The organism is Sphingobium sp. AntQ-1 (assembly GCF_028538045.1).
GTDB classification, from domain to species: domain Bacteria; phylum Pseudomonadota; class Alphaproteobacteria; order Sphingomonadales; family Sphingomonadaceae; genus Sphingobium; species Sphingobium cupriresistens.
Map to the genome: position 1 here is coordinate 788,874 of NZ_CP117158.1, position 16,179 is coordinate 805,052.

The window sequence follows — 16,179 nt, forward strand, 5'->3', positions numbered from 1 at the left end:
GCGTCCCTCCCGTTCTCCTTTCATCGCATCGATATGCACATGAAGGAGACGAGTGATGAAAGCCAAGTTCCTGATCGCGACCGCCTGCCTCGCCGCCCTGACCGCGACGCCCGCCTCGGCCCAGCTTCTGGGCGGCGGCGGTGGCCTGGGCGGATCGCTGGGCGGCGCTTTGGGCGGCGCAGGCGGCGGCCTTGGCGGATCGCTGGGCAGCACGCTTGACGGCGCAGGCAGCCTCGACCGTAGCGTCGATCTCGATAATGGCCGCGTCGAGGCCAGCGGATCAAGCCGCAGCCGCGCCGATGGTTCGGCCACCGGATCGGCGACTAGCAAGGGCAAGACCCGCAGCGGCAGCGCATCGGGTTCTGCCGGTGGATCGGCCAGCGGCGGCCTGGCGATCGACACGCTCGGCGCCAGCGACGCACGTAACGCCGTCGGCGCCGTGCGGAATCGGGCCGGGGAGACGGCCGGCAGCGTGCGGGATCGGGCGACCGATACCGCCACCGCCGCGCGGGACCGCGCCGCTACGACCGTCGCCAACAGCCGCGATCGAGCCGGCGCGGCGCTCAACGCAACCCGCGACCGCGCATCGGGCGTGGCGAGCGGCGCAGGATCGGCGGCCGGCAACGCCGCGGGCCAGGGGACGGGCGCGCTCGACAATGCCGCGTCGATTGATGCCAGTGGCCAGCTTTCGGGTGAGGCCAGCGGCCAGGGCTCGACAAGTCGCAACACCCCTACCCCCAATCAGGCGGACGATTGACCCCGCACGGGGCGTGATACGGACGGCGGTCAAGTTCCACGCCGCCGCCCGACGCCCCACCGCCTGACGAACGGGCCGGCAGCCTTTGAGGCCGCTGGCCCGTTCAACTTCGCCGATCAGCGCACGTTCAAGCCCAATTCGCCCAGCAATTGCCCCGCCTGCTCGCGAGAAATCGTCGCGCCGCGGAACAGCCCGGCATTGACCAGCCGCAATCCGCCGATATCCGCCTCGCGCAAGTCCGCGCCATCGAACCGGCACCCGTCCAGCGCCGCGTCGCGCAGGCTGCATCCGTCGAACAAGGTGCCGCGAAAATCGCATTTGGCGAGGTCCGCCTGGCTGAAATCGACTGCGGTCAGCACCTGCTTGCGAAAGGAAAAGCCCGGCAGCCGCGCGTTGACCAACAGCGTTTCGGCAAATTGCACGTCCAGCGCGCTCGCGTCGGACAAGTCCGCGCCGGTCAGTTTGCACCGTTCGAATTTGGCGCCAAACAGCTTGGCGCGGCGCAGCACGCCGTTATTGAGGTCGCAAGCAAGAAACTCCGCCTCGCGCAGGTCCGCGCCAGCGAGCTGCACGAATCCGCCGCGGCACGACTGCCACCGCGTTCCATCCAGCTTCGCGTCGGTGAAATCGGTGCGGCGGACCTGACAGCGTTCGAATATCCAGCGCGACAGGTCCAGCCCCGACAGGTCGGCCTCGTCCAGGTCGCAATCGATCAGATGCGCCGGCAAGCCTTTTTTGGCCAGCGGCGCGATGTCGCCCCTGCCCAGCGTCTGTTCACTCAGGGATCGATCGGCAAACAGGTCATCCATGCTCCCGCCTTAACGCCAACCTTGCCGATGATCCACGGTCGAAAGGGAAAAGGCGATCAAAAAGAGAACATCGTCCGTCAAGCCGACCCGAAACGGAAAAGGCCGGCACCCTGTCGGACCCCGGCCTTTCCACCCCCGTTAACCAGTCTGGGATCAGGCGACCTTGGCCTGCTCCTCCACGATCTCGTCAGGATCGCGCAACACATAGCCGCGACCCCAGACCGTTTCGATATAATTGTCGCCGCTACAGGCCAGAGCAAGCTTCTTGCGCAACTTGCAAATGAAGACGTCTATGATCTTGAGTTCAGGTTCGTCCATGCCGCCATAAAGGTGGTTCAGGAACATTTCCTTTGTCAGCGTCGTGCCCTTGCGGAGCGAGAGCAGCTCCAGCATGGCATATTCCTTACCGGTCAGGTGGACGCGGTTGCCGTCCACTTCCACCGTCTTGGCGTCCAGATTCACCGCCAGCTTGCCGGTGCGGATGACCGACTGGCTATGCCCCTTGGACCGGCGCACGACGGCGTGGATGCGGGCGATCAGCTCTTCGCGATGGAAGGGCTTGGTCACATAATCGTCGGCGCCAAAGCCGAAGGAGCGGACCTTGCTGTCCATCTCCGATATGCCCGACAGGATCAGCACCGGGGTCTGCACCTTGGCCGCCCGCAGCTTTTTCAGCACGTCATAGCCGTGCATGTCAGGCAGGTTCAGGTCCAGGCAGATGATGTCGTAATCATAGAGCTTGCCCAGATCGAGGCCTTCTTCGCCCAGATCGGTCGTGTAGACGTTGAAGCCTTCGGTCGTGAGCATAAGCTCGATCGCCTTGGCGGTGGTCGGTTCGTCCTCAATCAGCAGCACGCGCATGTGAAGCCCCTTGTTGTCACCTCGGCCAATCCCGCCGATGGATCGCAGTCCCGTTCACCCCACCAGAACGGCTTCTGCTCCAAATCATTAACCAAAAAACTTCTGAAGGACAAAGGTTAATTTTTCGCTAACCGGCAGGAATCCGCGAGTCGCATCAAAACGAATCTATTTACAAAGAGTTGAGGGCGAAACGGTCCGCCCGGAGTCAATATGGATTCACCTGCGAAACGACGCTCTCATGCGCCCAAACGTCCATCATCCTGAACCGAGGACGGAAATTTTTCGCTAACCTTAATATTGCGGGTTAACAGCCGTGATGCGTCGTCAGATAGTCCAGCAACGCTTCGACCCGCGCGGGGCGCAGGCGCGACGGCGGCGTGACGAGATGCAGGCCGAAGGGTGCGGGCCGCCAATCGACCAATATTTCCTCTACCTCTCCCTTCGCCAGCGCGTCGCCGATGATGAAGTCGGGTAGCCGGGCGATGCCCACCCCCATGCGCAGCGCGGGCAGCATCGCCTCCCCACTGTTCACGGTGATGCGGCTGCGCACTTGCACCACCACATTTTGCTGCCCCGGCCCGGCAAAGCGCCACACATCAGGCGCCGCGACGTTGGAGTAGCAGAGGCAGTCATGGGTCCCCAGGTCGGCTGGATGTTGCGGCCGCCCCCGTTCGTCCAGATAGGCGGGCGACGCGATGGTATAGAGCGTCACGTCCGCCAGCCGCCGCGCGCGCAGCGAACTGTCGGGCATGTCGGCGATGCGGATGGTCGCGTCCAGCCCCATGTCGACGATGTCGATCTGCGCATCGGACAGATGCAGGTCGACATCGACCATGGGATGCTCCTTGGTGAATTGCGCCACCAGCGGCGCGACGCGCAGCAGGCCGAAGGTCATCGGCGCGCCCAGTCGCACCACGCCGGACAGTTCCGCGGTTTCATCGCGCGCCGCTTCCTCCGCCGCCTGCCCCTCCGCCAGGATGCGATGGGCATGGTCGGCCAGCCGCTTGCCGCTTTCGGTCAGCGCCAGACGGCGGCTGGTGCGGTTGAACAGGCTGGTGTCCAGATGCTCTTCCAGCCGCGTCACCGCCTTGGACACGGTCGCCTTCGACACGCTCAGCGCCTTGGCCGCATCGGTGAAGCTGCGATGTTCAACCACCGCGGCGAACATGGCCCAGGCCTCGAAGTCAGGTAGTCGCATCAGGAAACAATCCGTTTCAAAGCTGCCGATTTAAGAAACGATCCTGATAGCTAGATTGTCGGAAAGCAAGCGGAAGCCTCCGCCTCCGCAACGAAAGGCACTTTATATGACCACGACAACAACGAGCCGCATCGAGCGTCGCCCGTTCGCGTCGCTCGGCCATGCCGACCATGGCTGGCTGAACGCGCGCCATCATTTTTCCTTCGGCGACTATCATGCCGACGACCGTATGCACTGGGGCGCCATCCGGGTGTGGAACGATGACGAAATCGGCCCCCGTTCCGGCTTTCCGCCGCATCCGCACGCCGACATGGAAATCATCACCTATGTCCGCACTGGCGCGATCACGCACAAGGACAGCCTGGGCAACCAGGGTCGCACGGAGGCTGGCGACGTGCAGGTCATGTCGGCGGGCACCGGCATTCGCCATGCCGAATATAATCTGGAGGATGAAACCACCACCCTGTTCCAGATCTGGGTCATTCCCCGCGCCCGTGGCGGGCAGCCCAGTTGGGGCGCCAAGCCTTTTCCGAAGGGCGATCGCTCCGGCAAGCTGGCGGTCCTGGCCAGCGGCTATGACGACGACAAGGAAGCGTTGCGCATCCGCGCCGACGCCCGCCTGTTGGGCGGCACGGTCCGGGCGGGCGAGAGCGTGACTTATGACAGTGCGGACGGCCGCCACCTCTATCTGGTCCCGGCGACGGGCCGGATCGAGATTGACGGCCAGCCCTTCGAGGCCCGCGACGGCGCGGCGATCCTGGGCGGCGCGCCGATCACCATCACGGCGATCGAAGACGCTGAAATCGTTTTGGTGGACAGCATCTGACCCCTTCGGCCCGTCCATTATCCTCCCCCCTCGGATGGGCCGGGCCGCCTGCATCCCCTCATGCAGGCGGCCACCCTTTTCCTCACCCTTTCAAGGAGATACATCATGGCTAAGATATTGGTTCTCTACTATTCCTCCTACGGTCATATCGAGACGATGGCGAAAGCCATAGCGGAAGGCGCAACCGCCGCCGGCGCGCAGGTCGACATCAAGCGCGTACCCGAAACCGCCCCGCTCGAAGTCGCCCAGAACGCGCATTTCAAGCTGGATCAGGCCGCACCGATCGCGACCGTCGCGGAATTGGCCGATTATGACGCGATCATCGTGGGCACCGGCACCCGCTTTGGCCGCATGTCCAGCCAGATGGCGGCCTTCCTTGACCAGGCCGGCGGCCTGTGGGCGCGCGGCGCATTGAATGGCAAGGTCGGCGGCGCCTTTACCTCGACCGCCAGCCAGCATGGCGGGCAGGAAACCACCCTCTTTTCGATTATCACCAACCTGCTGCATTTCGGCATGACCATCGTCGGCCTGGACTATGGCTTCCAGGGCCAGATGGGCGTGGACAAGGTGCGCGGCGGATCGCCCTATGGCGCGACCACGCTGGCCGACAGCGACGGCAGCCGCCAGCCGTCGGAAGAGGAACTGGACGGCGCCCGCTATCAGGGCCGTCGGATCGCCGAAACCGCAATCAAGCTGCACGGCTGATCGCCTTTCGCGCCGTCTAACGAAAGTCGAGTGGAAAGAATCTTGGGTGATATCAGGGCTTGAAACGGCCGTAAGGGGCTGGCGCATCGGCACTATGCGCCAGCCCTTGTTCGTTGATGCTGGCGAGGGGCGACGCCATTTCGAGAATAGGCGAGTTTCGCGCCAATCCTCTTCATCCAGCCTCGCCAGTCGTCCGACAAGCGCGTAACGACACCGGCCTGGACGCTTAACGCGGCGCCAACCCTTTTCATTGACGGCATTGCAGGCCCGATGACGGATAAGAACGGGGGGACCGGAGAATTATTAAATGGCCAGCACAATCAATGCGACGGGCGCGAGCACAGCGTGGGGACAAATCAAGAAGACGCTGGATACGGTCGTCAGTCCCGTGACACCGACGCCAGCGACAATAACTGCCCCCAGCGATCCAGTTACATCGACGCCGCAACCCGTTGTTGCGACCCCTACGGCATCCGAACCGCTGACCTATAGCGCGCCGTCCTCCGGCCCACGCCAGGTGACCGCCGCGACAGCCGCTCCCACCCCAGACGCGACCCTGACCGATCGACTGAGCGACGCGGGCTATTACGCATCCCCCCAAGCCGCCGCTGTCGCCGATCCGGTCGCCACCGCGCAGGCATCAAAGGAGGACAAGGCGTCGCTGACTCAGGCGCAACTCATCGCCCAGGCCGCCTATGCCATTGTTGCCCGCGCAGGGGCTGACGATCGCATGTCTTTGATTCAGGACGGCTAATTCAACCAGCGGCTGGCCGCTGGCGACAGGCGGATCAGCCGGGCGATCGCGAACGGGATCAACAGCGCCGCCAGCAATAGCCACGGCTTGCCCATATAGGGGGAGAGATAATGGATGATGGCGACATGGGCGTACATGATGACCAGCGACGCCCGCCCCACCGCCGCGACTGGTCCGGCAAAGGGCGCTACCAGCGCAGACAGGCGGAACAGCAATAGGGATGTGGCGATGGCCGATGCGATCGACAGCAAGGGCCAGCCATAATCTGCGGCCTTCATGTTGAGCGTCGGCATGACCCCCGCCAGCCCGACCAAGGCCAGCGCACTCAGCGGGGCGACCATCCAGCCCCGCCACCGCACCCGCGGCCAGAGCGCCCCCACCCACAGCAGCACGAAGGCCATCGGCACGCTCAGCAGACCCAGCGGCGATGCCTGCGTCCACCAGCCCAGCGCATAGGCCAGGACCAGCATCGGCGGCAGAAGCATCGCCCAGCGCCGGTCCAGCACATCGGGCCAGCGGCGGAGCGCGACATTGAACAGGATGCGCGCCATCATTAGGCAGGGCACGAACCAAAAGATGGTGTAAGGCCCGCGCAACCAGAAGCCGCCCAGCAGGATCGGTGCGAGATCATCCGGCCATTGATGGAAGATGGGCCGACCGCCCTTCAGCGGTTCGATGATCTGATCCATCAGGATCAACAGCGCCAGGAAGAGAAGATAGGGCCGCATCTGACCGACCAGTTGCCGCCGCGTGAACGCGCCGACATCCTGGGGCCGCGACAGCATCCCGGACAGCAGGAAGAAGAGCGGCATATGGAAACTATATAGGGCGTCGCGAAGCGGCCCGCGGGTCCAGACATGGCCGACCACCACAGCCCATATGCCCAATCCGCGCGCGACATCGACCCAGTCCAGCCGAAATTGCGCCTGACGCCGATCATGCCCCCTGTATTCCATCGCCTCCACCGCCTATAGGAAGCCGCGCGCGCGTCAATTCCCCACCCCTTATTGTCCCGATCGGAAACTCCTCCTTGGCCCTGCTTACCGACCATGTGCTGTTCATTGATGGCGAAGCCCTCATCCTCGACAAGCCCGCGGGCCTGCCGGTCGATGCGCCGCGCGACGGCTCCATGGCGCTCGAAAATCACCTCGCCTCGCTGACCTTCGGTTTCCAGCGCTGGCCGCTGCCGGTACACCGGCTGGATCGCGACACCAGCGGTTGCCTGCTGCTGGCCCGCAACCCCAAGGCGCATAAGCGCTTCGCCGCCGCGTTCGAGGCCGGGACGGTGGTCAAACGCTATGTCGCGGTGATCGAAGGCGTGCCGACAGAGGATGAAGGCACGATCGAACTGGCGCTCAGCAAGATCAGTTCCGCGGCGGAAGGATGGCGCATGATCCCGGCCAAGGCGGGGAAGAACGCCATCACCCACTGGCGCAAGGTCGCGGAAAAGGACGGCCGGTCGCTGATCGCCTTCTCCCCCCAGACCGGGCGCACCCACCAGATCCGCGTCCATGCGCTGCATGGCCTGGGCTTCGGCATCGTGGGCGATCCGGTCTATGGTGACGGGGAAGGAGCCATGCTGTTGCACAGTCGTTTCCTGAGTATGCCGCGCGGCGACAAGCCCGCGGCGGAGGCGAGCGCCGCCCTGCCTGCGACCTTCGCGGCGGCAGGCTTTGGCCAGGATTTGCTGGACGATGCCGGACTTTGACATTCCCGATGATGCGCTGGAGGAGCGCTTCATCACCGGCGGCGGGCCGGGCGGGCAGAATGTCAACAAGGTGGCTACGACCGTCCAGTTGCGCGTGGACCTGTTCAAGCTGGCCCTGCCGCCCTACGCCTATCGCAAGCTCAAGGAACTGGCCGGATCGCGCCTGACATCCGGCAATGAGATCGTGATCCAGGCGTCCCGCTTTCGCACGCAGGAGGCGAACCGGCAGGACGCGCGCGATCGCCTGAGCGCCATGATCGCCAAGGCCCATGTCCGCGATGCCCGCCGCATCGCCACCAAACCGGGCAAGGCGGCCAAGGCCCGGCGCACCGACGCCAAAAAAGCGCGCGGCACGATCAAGCAGGGGCGTGGAAAGGTTCAACTGGACTGAGAAATAACGTCCGATCGTAGGACGGGATCGAGCCAGTTCCCGATACCGCTTTGGTGCTCAGGCTGGTTCGGGTTGCAGGATGGCCGGCACGACAACGGATTGCTCTTCAACCGCACCTCTAGTCAATCGCTTGGCAAGCGCCAGGGAGGCCCATGCAATCAGGACGCCGACCGGCAGATCGATCAGATAATGCCAGCGCGTCGCGACCGCAGTCACCATGATGAAGAATGTCAGGAAAGCATAAAGCGGTAGCAATATGCGGCCATGCTGCCACGCGAAGCCAAGGAAGAGGCAGGCTGCGGCCGTATGCAAGGACGGCATTGCCGCAAGCCCGACGGTGAAGGCGACCCCGCCATTTCGTTGCAGCCAGGCCGGCCCCTCTGCCACTGAACGCTGGTAGAAATCGAACATGCTGGTTTGCCCGGACGTGACCATCGGATTCAATCCCTGTTCGTAGATAAAGGGACCAACCGCCGGCGCGACCAAATAGGCCAAGGTGCCAATCACTTGCAACAAAAGGGCGGCAATAACCAATTGGGAAAAGACCGTCGGCGTCCGCACTGCATGATAGCAAAAACTGCAATAGAACATTGCAATATAGCCGATCATGTAAAAATTAGCTTCATAGGTATGATCGACACCATCATTCGGCGGATCATCATGCACAAATCGACGACCGGACGTAAATACTGATCGATCGACCAATATAATTCATCATAAACATATGGATTTATGTGTGGGATCCATAATTTTATATTGAAATGTGCGAACAGCACAACGACATAACAGGGTAAGGCGATCAGGAATGTCCGGGCAAGCGCCTTTTTCTGGCCAAAATAGGCAAATGCTCCCCAAATTCCCACGCCGATCAGTGGATAAAGGTAATGGACCCCGACATAGGCCGCGCGTTCGCCGGCTGGAAATATGATGGGTAGTTGATGCCATACCGAAAATAGCAGCATCGTTGCCAACATGGCCAAGGAAATGCCGATCTCCGGCAGTATTTTCTTTCTGTTGGTCATGGATGTCGTCTCCGCGAATGCGGGAACTGCTAACTAAACAAGGTTACCAACGGATAAAGACGCGCATCCTTTTGGGTTGGTTTTGATATTTGAGGGCGATCCACCTTCAAGCGGCGCCGAATGTCAGGATCGGGCCACTAGGCGACCGCCCAAACTGATATTAAGGACGCGGTATGTACGACTTCGCCCCCTCCACCGCCGACAAGCCCACCCTCTACGCCGACCTGCTTTCGGCTGCCGATGCGCTGACAGCATCGGAGCCGGACCCGGTCGCCAACATGGCGAACCTGTCCGCCCTGCTCTGGCAGTTCCTGCCCGATCTCAACTGGGCGGGCTTTTATCGCATGGTGGAGGAAGAACTGGTCCTTGGCCCGTTCCAAGGCAAGCCCGCCTGTATCCGCATCCCGGTCGGCCGCGGCGTATGCGGGGCGGCGGCGGCGGCCCGCGAAACGCAATTGGTGGAGGATGTCCACGCCTTTCCCGGTCATATCGCCTGCGACGCCGCCAGCGCATCCGAAATCGTGGTTCCGGTGCTGCACGACGGACGACTGATCGGCGTGATCGATCTCGACAGTCCGCTGCTCGCCCGGTTCGACTCGGATGATGCCAGGGGGCTGGAGGCGCTGGCGGCGCGGATCGCGGCGCGTATTTCCTGATCGGTTAACCCTGTTTCTTTACGGCGTGTCTTGGCATCGCCCCTTTCCGCCCCGTTTCGGGACAGGATTTGACGGCCTGGATCATGGATAGCCGCGGATCGCCATGCTAAACGAAGCGTTAGCATTTTTGGGCTGCGCATCCGGTTGGCGCGCCATGAAAACAGGGAGTGTTAACCATGCGGACTCCAACCCTATTGCTTCTGGGGGCGAGCATTGCGCTGGCTGGCGTCGCCACACCGGCGATCGCGGGCGGCGCGAACGGACCACGCCCCGGCGGGTCGATGCCGCACCCCGGCCCCCGGCCCGGCGGTATGCACATGCCGCGTCCCGGCGGCGGCTGGAACGGAAACTGGAACAAGGGCGCGCATCGCTGGGGACCGCGCCATAACGGCCGCTGGTTCGCCGGCTGGCGCGCGCCGGGCGGGTGGGGCGGTTATCGGCGCCCGGTCTATGGCTATGTCCTGCCGCAATATTGGACCAGCCCCAATTATTATATCGCCAATTATGGCGCCTATGGCCTGCCCGCGCCAGCCTATGGCTATGGTTGGTCGCGCTATTATGACGATGCAGTGATGACCGACCGTTATGGTCGGGTCTACGACCATCGCAGCGACATCGACTGGGATCGGTACGAAGGCGGCTATGGTCCCGATGGCGATGACGCCTATTATGACGAACCGCGCCGCGACAATGGCGTGGGCGGCGCCGCGATCGGCGCGGTCGTGGGAGGCGTAGCGGGCAACCGCATCGCCGGACGCGGCAATCGCACCGCGGGCACGCTGATCGGCGCCGGCGTCGGCGCCGTGGCGGGCCTGGCGATCGACAAGGCGGAAGACGGACCGCGCCGCAACGCGCCGCCCCCGCCGCGTCGTCCGGGCGTGGGCTATGACGATGGCTATGGCTACGCCGACGACAGCGTCACCACCCAGAACGATTATGAAGGCCGCTGGACCGGCACCTGGACCACGGATGACGGGCGGCAGGTGAGCGGCACCTATGACGGCCGGTTCGAGGGCGAAGTGCGCGGCGCTGGCGTCGACTATGACGCGCCGCCTTATGCCGGGGCGTCGCATTGGTCGGCGGGTCCGGGCCCGGTGGTGCAGCAGGGCGGCGGCTATATCGCGGGTGGCTATTATTATCCTGCACCGGTGGTGACGACCGTCACGATACAGCCCGCCCAGACGACAACGACTACGACGACCACCTACGTCACCGAAACGGTTCGCCAGCCGGTACGCCGCAGGGCCGTTCGAAGCTGCCGCTGCAAATAAGCGCTGGTCAGGCGAGTCACGACGCCGGACCAGCGCTGGATCGGGGTCGGGCCGCACAGGCCCGACCCCTTTTTTGCCGATCGAATTTCGGAGAACTGAAGGTGCCGCCCGGTAGTGGTCGGCCCAGATGAAAGTCCTGCCCGACGCATCGCGCCAGACACGCCAGGGTCCGCTGCATGTCATCAGGATCTAAACCTCGACCAGCCCGCGCGTTGGCGTTTGGCGCGGCACCGTTCTGTTTTACCTAGCGCAGCAATGGCGGCAAAATCGGTTCGAAGACCGACAAGACAAAAGCGCATCAGGTTGCAGCAACCGAAACGGATGGCACAACCATCATTGAACGATCGACCTTCGCCGATCTGGCTGTCTATTTGCGGTACATGCCCACCAGTTCGACGGGAAGCGGCGGTTCGTCACGCTGTTGCGCGCCGCGAATGGCCTGCGCCTGCTCGTGCGGGTCGAACCGGACCCAGCCGCTGCGGCTGAGCTTTTCCAGCGGGCGATAGCGGATCTTATATTGCATCCGCTGCGACCCATCGACCCAATAGCCCAGATAGACATAGGGCAGCCCGGCGCTCGCCGCGCGGGTGATGTGATCCAGGATGATATAATTGCCCAGGCCCGGCCGATGCTCCAGCGTGGTGTCGAAGAAGCTGTAGATCATCGACAGGCCATCGCCCTGCCGATCGGTCAGGCAGGCGCCGATCAGCTTGCCGGGGCGGCCATCGACGCCCGGTTCGCGATATTCGATGATATAGCTGTCGACCGGGGTCTGTTCGACCATGTCGGAGAAGTCCATCTCGTCCATCTCGGTCATACCGCCGCCGGGATGACGATCGACCAGATAGCGCTGGAGCAGGGCGAACTGTTCCTCGGTGGACCAGGGCTTACAGGCCGTGACGATCAGGTCGCTGTTGCGACGGATCAGCTTGCGCTGGGTCGCATTGGGCTGAAATTCGTTGGCGCAGACGCGCACCGACACGCAGGCGGAACAATCCGCGCAGCTTGGCCGATAGGCGACATTCTGGCTGCGACGAAAGCCGATTCGGCCCAGCGCGTCGTTCAGCTCCGTCGCATTCTCGCCATTCAGTTCGGTAAACACCTTCCGCTCGCTCTTGCCCGGCAGATACGGGCAAGGGCTGGGATTGGTGACAAAGAAACGAGGGAAACGGAAGGCGGCGGTCACGCTCCAGGCTTCCTTTCATGGCGGCGGACATCAGTCATGTTTTCGACTATGCCGTCCCGATGTTCCTCTGAAAAGGGCGTTTACCACGAAAAATCGTGGTCCGCTCCCGCCGTTACGCAACCTCGATCGGCGCGACCTCATAACCGGCCTCGCCCAGCGCCGCGATCAACCGTTGCAGATGGCCGCGGTCGCGCGTTTCACACTCGACGTCCAGGGTCAATCCTTTGGCCGGAAGGTTGGTGAAGATACGCTGATGCGCCAGTTCCAGGATATTCACCGCTTCCTGATCGAAGATGCGGGCGACATGGAACAGCGCGCCGGGGCGATCCTGCAGAATGATCCGCAGGCGCGCCAGACGGCCCGACCGGGCGAGGTCGCGCAGCAGTACATTGGCGAGAAGGCGGGTGTCGATATTGCCGCCGGTCAGCACCAGCCCGACATTGCGCCCGGCGAATTTCTCCCGATAGGTCAACAGCGCGGCGAGTCCCGCGGCGCCCGCGCCCTCCACCACGGTCTTTTCGATCTGCAGCAACAGGCTCAACGCCTCTTCCAGCCGTCGTTCGCTGACCAGCAGCACGTCGTCGGCCAGCCGCTCCACGAAGCGGCGAGTCAGCTCGCCGGGCTGCTTGACGGCGATGCCCTCAGCCAGCGTATCGCCATCGCAGGCCAGGTCCGCGCCCTTGATGAAGTCGTACATCGACGGATACAGTTCCGCCTGCACGCCATAAAGCTGGATATCCGGCTTCATCGCCCGCGCCGCGGTGCCCATGCCCGAAAACAGGCCGCCGCCGCCGATCGGGATGATCAGCGTGTCGATCTCCGGCGCATCTTCCAGCATTTCCAGCGCGACCGTGCCCTGCCCGGCCATGATGTCGGGTTCGTCGAAGGGATGAACGAAGGTCAGGCCCTGTTCCTCCTCCATCAGCCGCGCATGGGCGTAAGCGTCGTCGAATTTCTCGCCATATTGCACCACGGTCGCGCCATGGCCCTGCGTCTGCGTGATCTTCACCGTGGGCGTGGTGGTGGGCATGACGATGGTGACGGGCACGCCCAGCCGCTTGCCATGATAGGCCAGACCCTGTGCATGATTGCCCGCGGATGCCGCGATCACGCCCTTGGCTTTGGCTGCGTCATCCAGCTGGATCAGGCGATTGAGCGCGCCGCGTTCCTTATAGGCGGCGGTGAACTGGAGATTTTCGAACTTCAGATAGACGTTGCAGCCCAGCATGTTCGACAGCGTCTGGCTGATCAAAGTCGGCGTCTTGACAATCGAACCCGCAATCCGGGTGCGGGCGGCAAGGATGTCATCGACGGTGATGGGCAGCGGCAGGGCGCTTTCGATCTTGGCGAGCGTGTTCATGTGCGGGCACCTAAACGAAAATTGCGGGCGAAGAAACTGGCACTGTCGGAAAACTGGCCCTATGGCGGGAACCACGCACTAAATGTACGAGGCATATGGCTAATATCGCGTTTATCGGCCTGGGCGTCATGGGCAGCCCGGTTGCAGGGCACCTGGCCAAGGCGGGGCACAGCCTGACCGTTTACAATCGCTCCATCGGCAAGGCGAAGAGCTGGGCGGAAGCCTATGGCGGCGCCGTCGCGATCAGCCCGGCCAAGGCGGCGGAGGATGCGGACATCGTCATCAGTTGCGTCGGCAATGACGATGACCTGTCGCAGATCACGCTGGGACGCGAAGGCGCTTTCCGATCGATGAAGGAAGGCAGCCTGTTCATCGACCATACCACCGTGTCGGCACGGATCGCGCGGCAGCTGTTCGTTGAGGGCGAGAGCCGCGGCATCCATAGCGTCGACGCGCCGGTGTCGGGCGGTCAGGCGGGAGCCGAGAATGGGCGGCTGTCAATCATGTGCGGCGGCAGCGAACCGGCGGTGGCGGCGGCGAAGCTGGTGATGCAGGCCTATGCCGCGCGGATCGTGCATGTCGGCGGCGCAGGCGCGGGCCAGACGACCAAGATGGTGAACCAGATTTGCATCGGCGGCGTGTTGCAGGGCCTGTCCGAAGCGCTGCGCTTCGCCCAGGCGGCCGAACTTGACCTGGACAGGGTGTTCGAGGCGATTTCCGGCGGCGCGGCGCAAAGCTGGCAGATGGACAATCGGTGGAAGACGATGGCGCAGGACAGTTTTGATTTCGGCTTTGCGGTGGATTGGATGCGCAAGGATCTGGGCCTGGCGCTGGAGGAAGCGCGAGCCAACGGCGCCACATTGCCAGTGACCGCGATGGTCGATCAATTCTACGCCGACGTGCAGGCTATGGGCGGCAACCGTCAGGACACCAGCGCGCTGGTGCGCCGGATCACCCGCGCATGAAACCCCTCTATATCGCGACCATTGCTGCGCTCGCCCTGCCCCTCCCCGCTTACGCCTCTGGCGTGATCGACAATGTCAACGGCATCGCGCTGGACCCCAGCGGCAAGGTCGTGCGCTTTGGCGCGCTGCTGATCGACGATGACGGCAAGGTCGAAAAGCTGCTGCCGGGCCGTTATCAGGAGCCCAAATATGAGCGGCCCAAAAAGCCGAAAAAGGGGCAGCCCTGGCCTGAACCGCCCAAAGGGCTGGCGTTCAAGCTGGATGCGGGCGGCAAGACGCTGATCCCCGGCCTGATCGACGCGCATGGCCATGTCATGGGCTATGGCCTGTCGCTTATCACGCTCGACCTGTCGGACACGCGATCGTTGGCAGAAGCGCAGGCGAAGATTAGCGCCTATGCGCAGGCCAATGAGGGCCGCAAATGGATCATCGGCACCGGCTGGAACCAGGAACAATGGGGCCTCGGCCGCTTCCCCACCGCCGCCGAACTGGACGCGGCGGTTGGTGACATTCCAGTGTGGCTGGAACGGATCGACGGCCATGCCGGCTGGGCCAACAGCGCGGCGATCCGCGCGGCGGGCATCACGCCTGCGACCAAGGCGCCGATGGGCGGCCGGATCGAGATGGCGGGCGGCAAGCCGGCCGGCGTCTTCGTCGACAAGGCGATGGACCTGATCCAGAAAGTTACCCCGCCGCCCGCACCCAAGGACCGCGACATAGCGCTGGAAAAGGCGCAGCGCGCGCTGCTGGCCGTGGGCATCACCGGCATTGCCGACATGGGCACCAGCATAGAGGATTGGCAGGCTTTCCGCCGCTCGGCCGATCGCGGCGCGCTGCGCGTGCGGATCATGTCCTATGCCTATGGCATCGACAATATGGTGCTGATCGCCGGGCCGGAGCCGACGCCCTGGCTCTATGACGACCATCTGCGCATGGGCGGCGTGAAGCTATTGCTCGACGGCGCGCTTGGGTCGCGCGGGGCATGGCTGCGCGCCGATTATGCCGATGCGCCGGGTCAGCGCGGCTTGCCGATGATCCCCGACACGCAGTTGCGCAACTTCATGAGCCGCGCGGCGATGGATAATTTCCAGGTCGCCGTCCACGCCATCGGCGACGCGGCCAATCATGAATTGCTGAACGCGATCGAGGAACTGAACGACACCTATAAGGGCGACCGGCGCTGGCGCGTGGAACATGCGCAGATCGTTAGCCCTAGCGACCTGACCCGCTTCGGGCCGCTAGGCGCTATCGCGTCGATGCAGCCGGTCCATGAAGCGTCGGACTGGCGGATGGCGACGGCGCGGCTGGGCGAAGCCCGGCTGAACGGCGCCTATGCGTGGAAGACGATGCTGGACAACAAGGTGCCACTGGCCTTCGGATCCGACGTGCCGGTGGAAAGCCCCAACCCCTTTGCGGGCATCGCCGTGGCCATGAGCCGCGAGGATGGCAAGGGCGAACCCGTGGGCGGCTGGAGGCCCGATCAGCGCGTCAGCTTTGAAGCCGCGCTGGATGGTTTCACGCGCCAGGCCGCCTATGCCGGTTTCGCCGACAAAAAGTTCGGCAGCCTGGTTCCGGGCCAGCGCGCCGATTTCCTGCTGATCGACCGCGACATTTCGGCGGCACGTCCGGCCGACATCCGCCAGACCCAGGTGCTGGAAACCTGGATCGGCGGCAAGCGGGTCTATGTGAAGGGGCAGTAGCGCAGCGCGG

The 16,179-nt window shown here is 63.6% G+C and carries 18 protein-coding genes; 10 read left to right on the plus strand and 8 right to left on the minus strand.

Annotated features, from left to right (window positions below; translation table 11 throughout):
- Positions 1-55 precede the first annotated feature (55 nt).
- Complete coding sequence (locus tag sphantq_RS03940; protein WP_272799657.1) at positions 56-757, plus strand: hypothetical protein; 702 nt, start codon at positions 56-58, stop codon at positions 755-757.
- 116 nt (positions 758-873) lie between these two features.
- On the opposite strand, the gene sphantq_RS03945 is transcribed toward sphantq_RS03940, so the two are convergent.
- From sphantq_RS03945 to sphantq_RS03955, 3 genes are all read right to left on the minus strand, one after another.
- Positions 874-1,566 carry a pentapeptide repeat-containing protein gene (locus sphantq_RS03945; RefSeq protein WP_066603356.1) on the minus strand — a complete coding sequence of 231 codons (693 nt, stop codon included), beginning with the start codon at positions 1,564-1,566 and terminating at the stop codon, positions 874-876.
- A gap of 153 nt (positions 1,567-1,719) precedes the next feature.
- Complete coding sequence (gene ctrA / locus sphantq_RS03950) at positions 1,720-2,427, minus strand: response regulator transcription factor CtrA (protein WP_066603360.1); 708 nt, start codon at positions 2,425-2,427, stop codon at positions 1,720-1,722.
- 304 nt (positions 2,428-2,731) lie between these two features.
- On the minus strand, positions 2,732-3,625 hold the full coding sequence (locus tag sphantq_RS03955) for a LysR family transcriptional regulator (protein ID WP_066603363.1): 894 nt from the start codon (positions 3,623-3,625) through the stop codon (positions 2,732-2,734).
- Positions 3,626-3,731: 106 nt separating this feature from the next.
- Here sphantq_RS03955 and sphantq_RS03960 point away from each other — a divergent pair, with 106 nt between their 5' ends.
- The 3 genes from sphantq_RS03960 to sphantq_RS03970 all read left to right on the plus strand — a co-directional run bounded on the left by sphantq_RS03960 (position 3,732) and on the right by sphantq_RS03970 (position 5,910).
- Complete coding sequence (locus tag sphantq_RS03960; protein ID WP_272799658.1) at positions 3,732-4,451, plus strand: pirin family protein; 720 nt, start codon at positions 3,732-3,734, stop codon at positions 4,449-4,451.
- A 105-nt stretch (positions 4,452-4,556) separates the two neighbouring features.
- Positions 4,557-5,156, plus strand: coding sequence for an NAD(P)H:quinone oxidoreductase (gene wrbA / locus sphantq_RS03965; RefSeq protein WP_066603370.1), 600 nt, complete (start codon positions 4,557-4,559; stop codon positions 5,154-5,156).
- A 517-nt stretch (positions 5,157-5,673) separates the two neighbouring features.
- Entirely contained in the window at positions 5,674-5,910 is a 237-nt protein-coding gene (locus sphantq_RS03970) for a hypothetical protein (protein ID WP_066603373.1), read from the plus strand.
- Here sphantq_RS03970 and sphantq_RS03975 read toward each other — a convergent pair.
- Positions 5,907-6,866 carry an acyltransferase family protein gene (locus sphantq_RS03975; protein WP_272799659.1) on the minus strand — a complete coding sequence of 320 codons (960 nt, stop codon included), beginning with the start codon at positions 6,864-6,866 and terminating at the stop codon, positions 5,907-5,909. The genes sphantq_RS03970 and sphantq_RS03975 overlap by 4 nt on opposite strands.
- A 74-nt stretch (positions 6,867-6,940) precedes the next feature.
- Here sphantq_RS03975 and sphantq_RS03980 point away from each other — a divergent pair, with 74 nt between their 5' ends.
- Complete coding sequence (locus sphantq_RS03980) at positions 6,941-7,618, plus strand: RluA family pseudouridine synthase (RefSeq protein WP_066603378.1); 678 nt, start codon at positions 6,941-6,943, stop codon at positions 7,616-7,618.
- Positions 7,605-8,009 (plus strand): alternative ribosome rescue aminoacyl-tRNA hydrolase ArfB, encoded by a 405-nt coding sequence (gene arfB, locus sphantq_RS03985; protein WP_066603380.1) that lies wholly within the window; start codon positions 7,605-7,607, stop codon positions 8,007-8,009. Before sphantq_RS03980 ends, arfB begins: the two co-directional genes overlap by 14 nt.
- A 57-nt stretch (positions 8,010-8,066) precedes the next feature.
- Here the strand turns inward: arfB and sphantq_RS03990 are convergent, their stop codons facing one another.
- A complete protein-coding gene (locus sphantq_RS03990) occupies positions 8,067-8,618 on the minus strand; it encodes a phosphatase PAP2 family protein (RefSeq protein WP_272799660.1) in 552 nt (183 codons plus the stop codon).
- Entirely contained in the window at positions 8,615-9,031 is a 417-nt protein-coding gene (locus sphantq_RS03995) for a hypothetical protein (protein WP_272799661.1), read from the minus strand. The genes sphantq_RS03990 and sphantq_RS03995 overlap by 4 nt, the downstream gene beginning before the upstream one ends.
- A gap of 173 nt (positions 9,032-9,204) precedes the next feature.
- On the opposite strand from sphantq_RS03995, the gene sphantq_RS04000 reads away from it, so the two are divergent.
- Positions 9,205-9,687: a GAF domain-containing protein gene (locus sphantq_RS04000; RefSeq protein WP_066603389.1), complete on the plus strand. Its 483-nt coding sequence runs from the start codon at positions 9,205-9,207 to the stop codon at positions 9,685-9,687.
- 176 nt (positions 9,688-9,863) lie between these two features.
- Positions 9,864-10,958 carry an RcnB family protein gene (locus tag sphantq_RS04005; protein WP_272799662.1) on the plus strand — a complete coding sequence of 365 codons (1,095 nt, stop codon included), beginning with the start codon at positions 9,864-9,866 and terminating at the stop codon, positions 10,956-10,958.
- Between the two features lie 367 nt (positions 10,959-11,325).
- Here sphantq_RS04005 and sphantq_RS04010 read toward each other — a convergent pair whose 3' ends face one another.
- Positions 11,326-12,144 (minus strand): arginyltransferase, encoded by an 819-nt coding sequence (locus sphantq_RS04010; protein WP_066603396.1) that lies wholly within the window; start codon positions 12,142-12,144, stop codon positions 11,326-11,328.
- A gap of 112 nt (positions 12,145-12,256) precedes the next feature.
- Complete coding sequence (locus sphantq_RS04015) at positions 12,257-13,504, minus strand: threonine ammonia-lyase (RefSeq protein ID WP_066603399.1); 1,248 nt, start codon at positions 13,502-13,504, stop codon at positions 12,257-12,259.
- A gap of 95 nt (positions 13,505-13,599) precedes the next feature.
- Here sphantq_RS04015 and sphantq_RS04020 point away from each other — a divergent pair, with 95 nt between their 5' ends.
- On the plus strand, positions 13,600-14,469 hold the full coding sequence (locus tag sphantq_RS04020) for an NAD(P)-dependent oxidoreductase (protein ID WP_272799663.1): 870 nt from the start codon (positions 13,600-13,602) through the stop codon (positions 14,467-14,469).
- Positions 14,466-16,169: an amidohydrolase gene (locus sphantq_RS04025; protein WP_272799664.1), complete on the plus strand. Its 1,704-nt coding sequence runs from the start codon at positions 14,466-14,468 to the stop codon at positions 16,167-16,169. The genes sphantq_RS04020 and sphantq_RS04025 overlap by 4 nt, the downstream gene beginning before the upstream one ends.
- The last annotated feature ends 10 nt before the right edge of the window (positions 16,170-16,179 follow it).

Excerpts from the sequence above, each read along its gene's own strand:
- sphantq_RS03940 (WP_272799657.1), top strand. The coding sequence starts at position 56 with ATGAAAGCCAAGTTCCTGATCGCGACCGCCTGCCTCGCCGCCCTGACC.
- sphantq_RS03945 (WP_066603356.1), bottom strand. The coding sequence starts at position 1,566 with ATGGATGACCTGTTTGCCGATCGATCCCTGAGTGAACAGACGCTGGGC.
- ctrA (WP_066603360.1), bottom strand. The coding sequence starts at position 2,427 with ATGCGCGTGCTGCTGATTGAGGACGAACCGACCACCGCCAAGGCGATC.
- sphantq_RS03955 (WP_066603363.1), bottom strand. The coding sequence starts at position 3,625 with ATGCGACTACCTGACTTCGAGGCCTGGGCCATGTTCGCCGCGGTGGTT.
- sphantq_RS03960 (WP_272799658.1), top strand. The coding sequence starts at position 3,732 with ATGACCACGACAACAACGAGCCGCATCGAGCGTCGCCCGTTCGCGTCG.
- wrbA (WP_066603370.1), top strand. The coding sequence starts at position 4,557 with ATGGCTAAGATATTGGTTCTCTACTATTCCTCCTACGGTCATATCGAG.
- sphantq_RS03975 (WP_272799659.1), bottom strand. The coding sequence starts at position 6,866 with ATGGAATACAGGGGGCATGATCGGCGTCAGGCGCAATTTCGGCTGGAC.
- arfB (WP_066603380.1), top strand. The coding sequence starts at position 7,605 with ATGCCGGACTTTGACATTCCCGATGATGCGCTGGAGGAGCGCTTCATC.
- sphantq_RS03990 (WP_272799660.1), bottom strand. The coding sequence starts at position 8,618 with ATGATCGGCTATATTGCAATGTTCTATTGCAGTTTTTGCTATCATGCA.
- sphantq_RS03995 (WP_272799661.1), bottom strand. The coding sequence starts at position 9,031 with ATGACCAACAGAAAGAAAATACTGCCGGAGATCGGCATTTCCTTGGCC.
- sphantq_RS04000 (WP_066603389.1), top strand. The coding sequence starts at position 9,205 with ATGTACGACTTCGCCCCCTCCACCGCCGACAAGCCCACCCTCTACGCC.
- sphantq_RS04005 (WP_272799662.1), top strand. The coding sequence starts at position 9,864 with ATGCGGACTCCAACCCTATTGCTTCTGGGGGCGAGCATTGCGCTGGCT.
- sphantq_RS04015 (WP_066603399.1), bottom strand. The coding sequence starts at position 13,504 with ATGAACACGCTCGCCAAGATCGAAAGCGCCCTGCCGCTGCCCATCACC.
- sphantq_RS04020 (WP_272799663.1), top strand. The coding sequence starts at position 13,600 with ATGGCTAATATCGCGTTTATCGGCCTGGGCGTCATGGGCAGCCCGGTT.
- sphantq_RS04025 (WP_272799664.1), top strand. The coding sequence starts at position 14,466 with ATGAAACCCCTCTATATCGCGACCATTGCTGCGCTCGCCCTGCCCCTC.